Origin of the sequence: Flavobacterium sp. ov086 (assembly GCF_900187965.1) — a bacterium.
Classification (GTDB): domain Bacteria; phylum Bacteroidota; class Bacteroidia; order Flavobacteriales; family Flavobacteriaceae; genus Flavobacterium.
In genome coordinates, this window is record NZ_FZNL01000037.1 from 1 (window position 1) to 13,189 (window position 13,189).

Sequence of the window (13,189 nt, forward strand, 5' to 3'; positions counted from 1 at the left end):
CTGCAACAAAAGCCTGTCTTTCCAATAATGCTTTTTGCTTTTCCAATAATTTCACTTGGGCTTCGAGTTCCATTATCTTCTGTTCAGGTGTTTTTGCCATTTGGGTTGGGGTTTGGTTCTCCCAATCAAAGTTACCAAATTTTCTTAACCAATTTAAAACTGTTCCATGACTCTGAATACCATATTGTTTTCTTGTTTGAGTAATAGAAATATTTCCTTTTTCAATCTCACTAACAATTTGAAGTTTTAGTGACATACTGTAATCTCGTTGACTACGCTTTACATAATTTATTTGATCTTCCATAACGATGGCTTTTTGTGTATCGCTATTTCAGGACGAGACAAATTTATATTAGTAAAAAAGCTCCTTCGATTGAGGAGCTTTTTTTATACTGCAAACAACTAAATATCTTAATTACAAAATACTAGTATTAATGTTAATACTCCGATTATCAAACAAAGAGGAGCATAATACTTTGTATCCTTTATCGCAAATTCAGAACTTTTGTGTTTTTTAAAGAAACCTACGTAATTGAAATCTCCAATTGCCCTTAAAATAAATATAGAAATTATGATCCAGAATCCTGCATTATTAAGCCACTCTGGTAAACTCGCCGTTATTAATCCATATTTTATCAAATAAAAAATACCAAAGCCCAGCAAACCAATGGCCACAATAAAGGTTGAAATTGTTCTGGGAACAAAAAGCGGCATTCCGTCATCTTTATTTGGTACAACCGCGTGACTTCCCCATTTGCCTCCAAACCCCCAATAAAAATGAAGTGCTGAAATCGCTGTAAAAATTAAAAATAATACTAATGTTATAATAATCATCCGAAGTAATTTAAGGTCGTAGAATCAATTAATTCTGTAGCAATTGGTATACCTGATCTGCAATTTCATATTCTTCATCTGTTGGTATTACCAAAACTTTTGTTTTTGAACCCGCCGAATTAATTTCTCTGATTTCTTTTGAACGAATTTGATTCTTTTCCTGATCCAATTCGATACCAAAATAATCCATATCCATACAAACCAATTTACGCATATGCGAAGAGTTTTCTCCAATTCCGGCCGTAAAAACAATAGCATCCAAACCGTTTAGAGCCGCTGTATAAGAACCAATTGTTTTTTTAATTCTATAAGCATTCATAAATAATGCCAACTGACAGTCTTTATTTCCTTTTTCAGCTTCCGACTCAATATCACGCAAATCACTATAACCTGTAAGCCCAAGCATTCCGCTTTGTTTCAATAAAATTGAGTTTACTTCGTCTGGCGTATATCCTAAATTTTTAATCATATAGAAAACAACAGACTGATCGATATCACCAGATCGCGTACCCATTATTAAACCATTTGAAGGCGAAAATCCCATTGTAGTATCAATACATTTTCCGTTTTTAACTGCAGCCATACTGCAGCCATTTCCTAAATGAATCGTAATTATTTTGAAATTTTTCTCTAAGTAATTAATTGCTTTTTCAGAAACATATTTATGGCTCGTTCCATGAAAACCATAAACTCGTATTTTATTTTCTGTCAAAAGATAATTTGGAATCGCATACTTATACGCTACTTCCGGCATTGTTTGATGAAAAGCAGTATCAAAGACAGCAATTTGCTCTGCTGAACTAAAGATTTCTTCCGCAACATTAATTCCTTCTAAATTGGCAGGATTATGCAATGGTGCCAATTCAAAAAGCTGCTTGATTTTTGCTTTTACTTTTTCGTCGATTTTTACAGTATCGCTAAAATCACTTCCACCGTGTACCACGCGATGACCAACTGCTCCAATTTCTGAAGTAGATTTTATTACTCCTTTTTCTGCATCCAAAAGCATACTGGCTACTTTTTGTAAACCAACTTTATGGTTTGGAATTGGCAGTGTTTCTTCTATTGTATTTGAAGACGTTTTGAATGACACATTTGAAGTTTCTAAGCCAATTCTATCGATCATACCAGTACAAATCACTTCGTTTGTTGGCATAATCATTAATTGATATTTTATCGATGAACTTCCTGAATTTATAATTAATATTTTCATTTCTTGTTGTTTTGCCACGAAGGCGCTAAGTCACTAAGTTTACTTTTGTTAAAAGGCTTAAAGTTTTTTTTAAGTTATTTTATATAAAATGCGAATTTAAAGATGATTTTGCTAAAGCAAAACGCATATCAAAACGTTTTTTTTCAAAGTCGCAACGTATAAATTAATAATTTATAATTAATAATTAATAATTAACTACAGTCCCTGCGCCTGAATCGCTGTAATTACTACGGTGTTTATAATATCATCTACTGTACAACCGCGGCTTAAATCGTTTACAGGCTTGTTTAAACCTTGTAACATTGGTCCTATAGCCAAAGCTCCCGTTTCTCTTTGAACGGCTTTATAAGTATTATTTCCGGTATTTAAATCGGGGAAAATAAGTACACTCGCCTGCCCTGCTACTTCAGAATCCGGCATTTTACTTTTTCCTACCGCACGATCCACCGCTGCGTCATACTGAATTGGACCTTCGATTTTTAAGTCCGGACGTTTTTGTTTTACAATTTCGGTTGCTGCTCTTACTTTATCAACCTCATCTCCTTTTCCGGACGCTCCTGAAGAATAAGAAAGCATCGCAATTTTTGGTTCAATTCCAAAAGCCGAACTCGATTCTGCAGATGAAATAGCAATTTCTGCCAATTGTTCTGCCGTTGGGTTTGGATTAATCGCACAATCTCCAAAAACAGAAACTCTGTCTTCTAAACACATAAAAAATACGGATGAAACTACAGATGAATTTGGCTTGGTTTTAATGAACTGCAACGCTGGTAAAATAGTATGTTGGGTCGTATGCGCAGCTCCGGAAACCATTCCGTCCGCATGACCTTTATACACCATCATTGTACCAAAATAAGAGACATCTTCCATTAAATCCCTTGCCATTGTAATACTTACATTTTTGGCTTTTCGAAGCTCATAATACGTATTTGCATAATCTTCATAAAGCTCCGATTCTACAGGATTTATGATATTTACTTTCGAAAAATCAAAAGTAATTCCCAGCTCGGTAACTTTACTTTCTATTTGTTTTTTATCTCCAATTATCGAAATATCAACCACATCCATATCCAATAACCTTGAAGTAGCGATGATAATTCTGTCATCATTTCCTTCAGGCAGAACAATATGTTTACGATGCTGTTTTGCCCTTTTAACCATGTTATACTGGAACATTTTTGGTGTCATTCCTTCAGGTACAAAAGTGATTAATCTTTCGGATAACGCATCATTATCAACATACTTTTCAAACGTACTTATTGAAGTTTCAATCTTATGAGTATTATTGGCATAAATCTCTGCTTTTATTTTACCTATTCTATTTGTAATATGATAGGTTCCACCATCAACAGCAATTATTGGTACAACCGCCGAAAGTCCTTCTATAAGCTTTAAAATACTTTCTTCGGGAACAATATTTCCTGTTAGAATAATTCCTGAAATTGTTGGATAATTAGCCGATTCATTGGCTTGTAGCGCTCCCAAAATAATATCTGATCGATCTCCAGGCGTAATTACAAGTGCATTATCATGCAAATGAACCAAGTAATTATGCAATTGCATTGCTCCAACACTAAAATGTCCAATTTCGTTATTCAAATAATTACCTCCAAATAACACTTTGGCATCAAGCTCATTAACAATTTCCTGCATTGTTGGATTGTTTAAGCTTGATATTAACGGAATTGTATTTACCAAAACATTTTCCGGTAAGCTTTTTTGCAGACTTTTAGTTACTAATTCAATATTCTCAGGCTGCACTTTATTAGCAAAAACAGATAAGACCTCAACATCTTTTACTTTAAAAGAATCATAGACCAAATACAAACTGTCAACCAGTTCTTCTAACGTTTTTCCAACTCCTGATCCCATTATTATGGTTGGAATTCCAAGGTTTTTTGCAATCAGTACATTCAAATCCAACTCAATAGAAGTTCCTTCTCCTGTAAAGCTTGTTCCTTCAACCAAAACAAAATCAAAACGTTCTTCAAGCTTTTTATATTTTTCAATAATCAGATCTAAAACCTCTCCTATTTTTCCTTTATTTTTCTTTTTGATCAGCTTACTTTTTGTAATAGCATAAGCATCTTCAAACTTAATATCAAGATTAAAATAAGATAATACCGTTTCGATATGATTGTCTAGCTCACCATCTACAAAATCCTCCACAATTGGTCTAAAATAACCTACTTTAGCCGTTTTACCAATCAAAATACTCATCAAACCAAGTGTAATAATTGATTTTCCGCTATTTTGATCGCTTGTCGCTATATATATCGCTTTACTCATAATTTATATTTTGAAACTTATCAAATTCTAATTGTATAATAAACGTTAAAACCAACGTCTTTTTTTGAAATAAATAATCAACGCTATGACTAATAAAAACATACCACCCATGACAATAAAATAGCCGTTTCTTTGACGCAATTCAGGCATATATTCAAAATTCATTCCGTATACTCCAACAATAAAAGTAAGGGGAATAAATATGGCCGAAATAATGGTCAGTGTCTTCATAATTTCATTCATTTTTCGGCTTTGCTCCGAAAAATAAAAGTTGGAAGCACTTTCTAATGAACTCATATCCGATTCGATTTGCTCTAATAACTCCAGACTTTTTTGATGTAATCTGATAAAGAAACTAAACGTCTCTTTCTGAATTACATTGTAGGTTTCATCGTCTTTAATCGTTTTCAAATAATACAAGGAATCGCGAAGCGGAACAATAGAGCGTTTTAAGAAATTAAAATTATCTCGATGACTTTCAATCTTTTCCAGAATAATCGGATCAGCACCTTTTTTGGTCAAATTGATTAATTCTTCTATTTTATCTTCTTCATCTTCAATCGTAATGTAAAAATTCTCCATTACGGCATCTAACAACAAATAGAGTAAATAATCTACTTTTTTAGTTCGTACAATTCCCGCATGTGTGCGAAGTCGCTCTCTGATATGAGTAAAAAAATCACTTCGTTTTTCCTGAAAAGAAATCAAAACATCATCTTTTAATATAAAACTAATCTGCTCAACACTTATATTATCGGAATATTCAGAAGGTAAAAGCGATTTTATATTAAAAAATAAAACATTTTCCTGCTCTTCGAGCTTAGTTCTTTTGCTTGTATTTAAAATATCTGCTAATAAAAAATCATCCAGTTTAAAATGCGCACCAACCGTTTTAAGTAAATCAATATTATTTAAGCCATGTATGTTAAGCCAATTATTTTTAGTATAATCAATACAAGTATTTAATGCCAAAACCGTAAACTTGTCATATTCAATAACATCTTCGTTATTATACACAAAAAGTTGCATCTCGGTTTGATGCTCTTTATGTGATCCTGTGTACTCTAAAGTAATGTGCTGAAGCTTGCGTCCCTTCTTGTATTTTATCTTTCGCATTCAAATAATGATTTATATAGTAATATTACAAAAAAGAATTCGAACGGGAAATGACAATTGTCATTTTCATATAAACATCATAGAATACAATCAACTTATTTATAACCTAAAATAAATAAGACCAAACGTACTCAAAACTTAATTCACAATCTAAACCACATAACAAACCCGACAGGTTTTAGAAATCTGTCGGGTTTACCACATAATTAACAATTCAAAAAAAAAACCGAGTCATTTCTAACTCGGTTTACTTAATACTTACGGCGTAGTCAGTACTTTATAAGGTACATTTGTAAATACTCCGTTCTTTACTTCAACAACCTCAGGTGTAATTATTTTAGTTTGTAAAACCCCCACTTTTTCCGCTGTAAAATTAAAAGTCCCCGATACTGTTTTTTTAGAAGCATCCATTGAAGTTATGGTTATTGTTCCCGTTTTAACAAAATGTTCCGTATAAGTATTACCTTCTATCAAATAAGTATTAATAAATAATGCGTCAATTATATCATTTTCTTCATCAAATTTATAAGCTTTTAGCGGCATTGTATCAGCAGTTGTTAAATCACTGGAACAGGCCAATGACAACATCTGTGAGTCATCCTGAACATTAATATCAAAACGCTGTTGTTTCTCGCTGGTTACTTTAATTAGTGTTACACTATTAATTTTGGTCCCCTTCCATTCCTTACCATTTATAGTAGCCGAAATGGAGTTGCTACCGCTGTTATCATCTTTATCGTCGTTGCTGCAACCTGCAAATAAAATCGACAATGAGAGCAATCCGATGCTTAAGATTTTCTTCATAATTTGTGTGTTTTTGTTTTGGTTTATTTTTTTCAAATTAAACACTAAAAAACCTATTTTTTTTGCGGGAAACCTCATTCTGAAGAAATAATTTCAATAAATAATAATTTTCACTTTAATGAATCATTCTATGATACTTCAAAATAATAATTACATTTATGATAATCAAAGCCTTTTATTTTTATTAGAAAAATTAAAACTCAACAAATGATCTATAAAATAAAAATATCAATTCCAGAACCCTGTCATGAAAATTGGCTTGAAATGTCGCCTACTGAAAAAGGCAAATTCTGCAGCAATTGTCAAAAAAATGTAATTGACTTTACAAAAGCTTCAGATAGAGAAATCCTTCTTGCTTATAACAAAAACGAGCATTTATGTGGTCGATTTAGAACATCACAATTGGATCGAACTTTAATTCTTCCCAAAGAAAAAAAATCAATTTGGATGATTGCAGCAGCATCTGTAATTGCATTTTTAGGATTAGGAAGTCAAACTGTAAAAGCACAAGGTAACATAAGAATAGAACAAACAGATAAAAAAGCAACAAAGGAAACTATCTCTATCGATAGTAACAATACAGAAATTGAAATTGAAGGGGATATTTTTCTGGACGAAATAAACCCAAATTTCGAAGAAGTAGATATTCTCATTTATGACAAAAACTATGTATTTCACCCCAATACAGATGGAAAGTTTTGCATAAAAGCAAATAAAAATGACAGTATATTAATTAGTAAAACTGGATACATTAATCATTACATTAGAGTAGTCAGATCAATCAATTTAGATACTATAGAATTAGAAGCGGATAATTGTCGAACATTTGTTGTTGGTGGTGCTATTGCTATAAAAAGAAGTTTTTGGTATCGTCTTTTTCATAAAAATTAATTCCATAAAAAAACCGGACTATTCCTAGTCCGGTTTTCATTATTATAATGTCGAGATGCACAGCAGTACATCTTTACAAAGTAAAAATTATTTTACTTCTTCAAAAATAACAACACCTGATTACCAATACATTACAATTCAATGGTACAAATATGGAACAAATCAATTATTTTATTTCAGGAAATAAGATGTTTTTTTATTCTATCACTAAAAAAATCAAGTATAAATACCCATTGCAAAAATGTTAATTTATTCATACACTTGTGAGCATTGCGCTTAGATTTACGGATTTCCGTAAGGATAAAAGGTATTAATTAATAATATTTACACATTCATTATAGCTTGATTTTCATTATTGTTAAAGTGAAAAAAGAAACAAAAATCAAAGAAGTATGGAAAACAGAAAGTTAGAAGTATACACATTTATTGCCCACCCTAATAGGAAACCTGATGAAAGCGTAACGTTAGAAGATGTATTTGGCAATGATTTATATGTTAAATTAAAAAACGACTTTGCAAACTTCGTAGACACTTTTCCTCCCTTAATGATGGATGGAAAAACTTCAAAGATTGAAAAGATTGAAGTCGAAGGACAAATAAAAAGTATTTTTAAGCATAATGATTCTTCAAGATATATTAACGGTAAAATAATGATTGGTGATGATGATGGTAAAGAGCAAGATGTTGTACAAAACAATAGAGATAAGACGGTCTTGTATACAAAGAGAAAAGGCCAGTCGGTTGAACGCCCTTATTATTTTATGATAATTATTCCTTTAGGTCTAAAATATGGTTTTATCATATTAGAAAGAGAGGGAAAACATTCTGCTAAAGGTGTTTTTGACAAACTCTTGAAAAAATTCATACAAGACAATTTATCCGGATTAAATTGCAAAATAAATAATTTTGTCGAATCTGAAATAATCAAGGAGTACCTTCAAAATGGTGATTATAATAGTATCACTTTAAGCCAAAAGATTGTGTCAAGCGATAGAGCTGAGCAATATTTGGGAACTTACATTGATGGATCAAAGTACAAGATCGAATTAAAAATTACTCCTTTAGAAAACTCATTAATTCCAATTAATACGAAAAATAAAATATTAAAAAATTTAGAAAAAAATAATGGTTTCTTCGAAGGAGATGAGTTTAAGAGCATTGGTTTCGATGATGATGCAAATGTAAAGGTAGTTGCTACAAAAGACGGCAATACAAGAACTATCGATTTAGAAGACACTCTTAAGATCAGACCTTATTATACTATCGCTGTAGCTGATAACAGCAAAGGGTTTTCCGAATTTAAGGATATAAATAAAGAAGCAAAGAAATTAATTAAAGGCTTCGGTTTAAATATTTTATAATGTATTCAAAACTAAACGTAAAAAGTATTGTTACCGGTCATAAGGATTCTTTAATGAATGAAAACAATTCAAGCTATAAGAAGGAATTTATTTACCTTCCATTTATGGTTGCTTTGATTTTAGTTCTAATTAGAATTCCAGATAGTGATATAAAAAATATTTTCAGCATATGTTTATCTATACTTATTGGACTTTATTTAAATATTTTAGTTCTTCTTATTTCCAGCATCTCATCTGAAAATCTAAAAATATCCAATGAGCAAAAAAAAATCAGGCTCGAGCTACTTAAGGAAACTTTATACAATGTATCCTTTTCAGTATACGTTTCTGTCAAAGCCTTAATAGTTTTGTTCATTTCATCAATATTTATTGTAACTAGCGAATCTTTAAATGAGCTTTTGTGTGTGTTTTTAAATAAGGACTTTAATTATTTGATTCAACTTTTTTTAGGTTTTTTTCTTTATAAATATACAATAGATATTTTCCTAATTCTATTTATGATACTAAAAAGGATTACTGTTATTTTCAGCAAAGAAATTTACATCGAAAATCTTAGATTAACTTATTTAATTAACGAAGAGAATCAAATACAAAATGAGACTGAAGATGAAAATAATTAACTACTATTTTTAGGACAATTTAGCAGCTAAATGTATAAATAAAATGACACAGCCTCTTTAAATCAACTACTCAAAAAACAGGCAAATATTGCTACAATGCAAGCAGAATTATTTTACGGCGACAATTTAGCTTACTATTTACGGCAAAACAATACCCAACATAATCGATTTAAAACAATTTATTAATAAATTGAAAATTACCTTCAAAGATTAGCTCCGGCTTAGTATTTCGGTACAAGCCGATTTTCTCCACTGAAAAACAAAATTTTTAATAACTATTAAGTCCCAGTTTTTATCGAGCAAATCCAAACCTTTGAAAACTGCGGATTCAGTAATATCGCAATCTTTATCTGTATTAAAACTAAAAACCTCAAGCACCTTTTTGGTATGCATATGAAATTCCTGAGTATCATCTTCTTTATGTTTTATGTAATTTGCTAAGCATATTATCAGCTCGATTCTTGTGTAATTATGAGATAGAATTACATCATGTTTGTAATATTTACGTTGTAGTTCTTTTCCTCCCATCGCAGTCAGATCTTTAATCGACGCATTTATATAATTCTGGAAAGCAATAAAAGCCAAACCGAAAATATGTTCAGAGTCTTCAAGTAAAAACAAGCCATCATACCATTGATTTTTTTCACTAAAATGCTTGAGCTCATCTATCGATCTTTTCAATCCGTTAATGACTACATCTAGACTGTTTGCTCTATAATCAACCTCTAATAAATTCATTTTTGTTTTTATTAATTTCTACTATTTTCCATTATAATCTTTCCCTGATGGTTCTTAATGCAACAAGAGCAGCTTTACCAAAAACCGGATGGGCCGCTGCTTTTTGTAGTTCTGGAATATCAACAGCACCGCCGTAAAGACCAATTTTATCAACTGCAAATCTCAGTATGTCATCGGATTTTTCAAATTTAAGGTTTATATGTGGCAATGGTAGTAGAAGTGATTTTCTTGATGCCTCAAGAAGCTCGTTCGAAAAGAAATCATTAACTCTTACAAGAGAATGAGTGTCAGAAAAATTCTCTGGAAAATGGATTTGAAGAAAAGAAAAATCCAACTGTTTAAAAACATAAACAAATAGAAAAGGCTCTGCAGCAAGAAACTGCCGAATAATAGGTATGCACTTTATTCTTTTCTGCTCTTCTGTCAAATCTGTCCGGTTGATCCAGTAGTACATTTGAGTTCCCATAACTACTAAATTTACATTCTGATCATTGCTTTGACGATCGAAATCATATGAAACTATATCGTAATTGTACTTTGCTAAAACCGAAAGCGCAGCTAAAGCGTTTTTGACAATATCGTAAGATACATTCGAAACGCTTAGAGGGCGTAACAGATAATGATCAAGGTACATACAGCATTCTTTTCCGAGCATATTTTCACAGGTAAAGATTAACCCTGAAGAAAAAATCATGTCGTCACTCTTTGATCGCAACGCCATTGTAAATAATGTCTTTTTCGCTTTTTCATTTAATTCCTCTAGTGTTTCATAGTATGCCCTGCTATATGGATGGTCAAACTGTGCAAGAAAAATATGAAATGCTTCCTCCCAAAATTCCTCCCTTTCCGGTTCCTGAATCAGTTTACTAATCTCATCAGAAACTGATTCTTTATAAGCTATAGCATCTTCGTCAAGCGCTTCTAAATCATGTAGTGCATCAAATACTGCTGTAGAAAGCCATATGTTTTGAGTTTCACTATGAATTTTATTAAGCGCTTCAATCAATGATAAGCGCTGTTTTTCATCATCTGCACAAAAAGGTGCTATGAAGAGTATTTCTAGTTTAAGATGGTAAGGAATTAATTTCCAAACACTTTGTAAGGAGCTGTGAATAGCAGGATACAGTAGCCCTGTATTCCCCTTAAATCGGTAAAGCTTAAGAAAAAAATACAATTGTCCAAAAGTAATTCTTGGATAAAGAAGATCTTGTATCTGTTGATCTGAAATCGCTTTTACATTTTTAAAAATGTACAATCCAGAGTTTAGCATATACAGTATATATCCAATCCCAGACATATTAACCAGATATTCTGAGGCCGTATAAACTGCTGCAAACAGCCCATTCTTGAGATTAATTTTCCTCACAGACGCTTCACTTAACAATAGATTGTGGTGTTCATTCCTTCGCTTGTCTATCATCTCAATTAAATCGAATACCTCTCTCACCAACTCTCCTTTCATTAATTTATACCCAAGCACCTGAAAGATCGGGATATCCATTTCTGTCCAGTCTGATATAGATTCAGGAATTACCGCAATGGGCCAGTCTGGCTTTTCGGTTACTGCAAATGAAATTGTATGGACTTCAAAACGCATTTTTTCTAAGACTAAACTCAATTTTTGTTCCACCCATAATCGGCAGTAATCGCCAGCCTCTCCTTCAAGAATATCCAACAGAAGCTCATAATCAGTAATACTTTCCAGCAGACTATTTCGTAGCACGGGATTATCATCTACTGAGCCGACTATTAAAAGTCTGTTCTCGTCATTTATGGGAGCGTTAAATTCTTCTATTACTTTATCGGTTCCATTATTAAATCTAGTTACTGCATTAGCCGTAAAAAAATTGAATATCATCTCGTGCTCGAAACTAACTTTTGTAAAATTCTTTACCAGCAAACCTTCCTCAATGCATCGATGAAAAACAGCATCAGGAATATTCCATTGCTGCATAATCTTTGTTAACTGTGCTAGTGAAAGAGAAAAAGTAATTTCACACGACATCCAATAAGCAGTAGCAGAAAGAAAATGTAATGCCTGCGTTTCAATTCCATACAATTTCTTTCTTATGTACATTTCAAACAAACTGTATCTGCTTATCTTATCAGCACCAATCTCCCCTATCTCCCCAACCATTTTGGCTTCCATCGCAGTTGATACATTAGCTAAGAGCGGTTCTAATTTATTTGTATATAGGGAATATTTTGAGGCGATTGCAGTTTTAATCTGGATATTTGGCAGCTCCATTCCTATCACTTCTGCTTCTAGGTTTTTTAAACTCTGTGTAAGCTGCTGTGAAGTTATTATAAACATTATACTGTGCAACGCTGCAAGTTCTGCAAGTTCAGAAACCACTATTTCAGCCTGCGAGTCATCACATTCATTAAGGCCGTCGACTACAAGCAATATTTTTTTGCCCTCGTTTCTGCAGGCTTCTAAAAATGTATAAGATGAGCCAAAACCATATTTTTCAACTTCAGCATCAATCTTCCTTATAAGTCCTTTTTCAAAATACTTGGCTTCCAGCACCATCGGAACAATATCATTGCAAAGATGCAGTGCCCATGCTTTCGCAAGAAGTGATTTACCGCTTCCCGACTTTCCTGTTATGATTTTTCCACCGCTTTTAAAAGGTAATGCAAACATCATGTGTGCATCATAAAGGGTCTGATCCTCTCCAAGAAATAAATAAACTGTTTTTTCAGGGGACGGAAATACTGCCCTCACTCCTTTAAGATATTGGCCAATCTTTTCACTATCGTGATGGAAAATTATTGATTCTTCAGATCGTTTCAAATTGCCAATTTTCAACTGAAGTAGCTTTTTAATCTTTAGAAAACGGGGATAATCGTCTAAAAATATATTTTCTATTTCTTTTAGGAGATCCGAGGGAAACAGAATGTCTGTTTTCTGATTAAAAATTTCTCTGTAATCATCTATTTTTCTAAATCTTTTTTTTTCGCTTTTTAATAACAGGAATCTGATTCCCGCTGGGAATCTTTCCTTATAATTACATCTTTCAAACTTCTCAAGAGACTCACGAATTTTCCTAAGTCTGCTATCTGAAGTTATCTGAAAAGCCACTTTTGAAGAAACAGAATCTCCAAGGTCAATTCCAGGGAAATTAATTTGCTCTTTATTAAGATCTTCCAGCTCAAAACCATAAATCAAATTAAGCAAGCGAAGACAAAAACCTTCGGCAATTTTGTTAATATCATAATAAGTATTTGAATTTGAAATCTGTATCTCATAAATCCACTTTACCAGATACTCATTTATCTCAATAATTTCCTTCTGCTGATTTGACATTCTGCTGTTTTAT

General features: G+C 32.3%; 11 protein-coding genes. 3 read left to right on the forward strand and 8 right to left on the reverse strand.

What is annotated here, in order from left to right; translation table 11 throughout:
• The 6 genes from CHB81_RS25205 to CHB81_RS25230 all read right to left on the reverse strand — a co-directional run.
• On the reverse strand, nucleotides 1–304 hold a 304-nt coding region (locus CHB81_RS25205), incomplete at its 3' end, for a transposase (RefSeq protein WP_141130460.1).
• Between the two features lie 107 nt (nucleotides 305–411).
• Nucleotides 412–834: a DUF3995 domain-containing protein gene (locus CHB81_RS25210; RefSeq protein ID WP_089354581.1), complete on the reverse strand. Its 423-nt coding sequence runs from the start codon at nucleotides 832–834 to the stop codon at nucleotides 412–414.
• Between the two features lie 28 nt (nucleotides 835–862).
• Nucleotides 863–2,047: an acetate/propionate family kinase gene (locus tag CHB81_RS25215; protein ID WP_089354611.1), complete on the reverse strand. Its 1,185-nt coding sequence runs from the start codon at nucleotides 2,045–2,047 to the stop codon at nucleotides 863–865.
• A gap of 195 nt (nucleotides 2,048–2,242) precedes the next feature.
• Entirely contained in the window at nucleotides 2,243–4,336 is a 2,094-nt protein-coding gene (pta, locus tag CHB81_RS25220; protein ID WP_089354582.1) for a phosphate acetyltransferase, read from the reverse strand.
• Between the two features lie 45 nt (nucleotides 4,337–4,381).
• Nucleotides 4,382–5,452 (reverse strand): magnesium/cobalt transporter CorA, encoded by a 1,071-nt coding sequence (corA, locus tag CHB81_RS25225; RefSeq protein WP_089354583.1) that lies wholly within the window; start codon nucleotides 5,450–5,452, stop codon nucleotides 4,382–4,384.
• A 258-nt stretch (nucleotides 5,453–5,710) separates the two neighbouring features.
• Complete coding sequence (locus CHB81_RS25230; RefSeq protein ID WP_141130461.1) at nucleotides 5,711–6,256, reverse strand: DUF6252 family protein; 546 nt, start codon at nucleotides 6,254–6,256, stop codon at nucleotides 5,711–5,713.
• Nucleotides 6,257–6,463: 207 nt separating this feature from the next.
• Between CHB81_RS25230 and CHB81_RS25235 the strand changes: the two genes are divergently transcribed.
• The 3 genes from CHB81_RS25235 to CHB81_RS25245 all read left to right on the forward strand — a co-directional run bounded on the left by CHB81_RS25235 (nucleotide 6,464) and on the right by CHB81_RS25245 (nucleotide 9,128).
• Nucleotides 6,464–7,147, forward strand: a complete 684-nt coding sequence (locus CHB81_RS25235; protein ID WP_089354585.1) for a hypothetical protein — start codon at nucleotides 6,464–6,466, stop codon at nucleotides 7,145–7,147.
• A gap of 392 nt (nucleotides 7,148–7,539) precedes the next feature.
• Nucleotides 7,540–8,508, forward strand: a complete 969-nt coding sequence (locus tag CHB81_RS25240) for a hypothetical protein (RefSeq protein ID WP_089354586.1) — start codon at nucleotides 7,540–7,542, stop codon at nucleotides 8,506–8,508.
• Nucleotides 8,508–9,128: a hypothetical protein gene (locus CHB81_RS25245; protein WP_089354587.1), complete on the forward strand. Its 621-nt coding sequence runs from the start codon at nucleotides 8,508–8,510 to the stop codon at nucleotides 9,126–9,128. Before CHB81_RS25240 ends, CHB81_RS25245 begins: the two co-directional genes overlap by 1 nt.
• Nucleotides 9,129–9,338: 210 nt before the next feature.
• Here the strand turns inward: CHB81_RS25245 and CHB81_RS25250 are convergent, their stop codons facing one another.
• Nucleotides 9,339–9,866, reverse strand: a complete 528-nt coding sequence (locus tag CHB81_RS25250; protein ID WP_089354588.1) for a hypothetical protein — start codon at nucleotides 9,864–9,866, stop codon at nucleotides 9,339–9,341.
• 31 nt (nucleotides 9,867–9,897) lie between these two features.
• Nucleotides 9,898–13,176, reverse strand: coding sequence for an SMEK domain-containing protein (locus CHB81_RS25255; RefSeq protein ID WP_089354589.1), 3,279 nt, complete (start codon nucleotides 13,174–13,176; stop codon nucleotides 9,898–9,900).
• Nucleotides 13,177–13,189 lie beyond the last annotated feature (13 nt).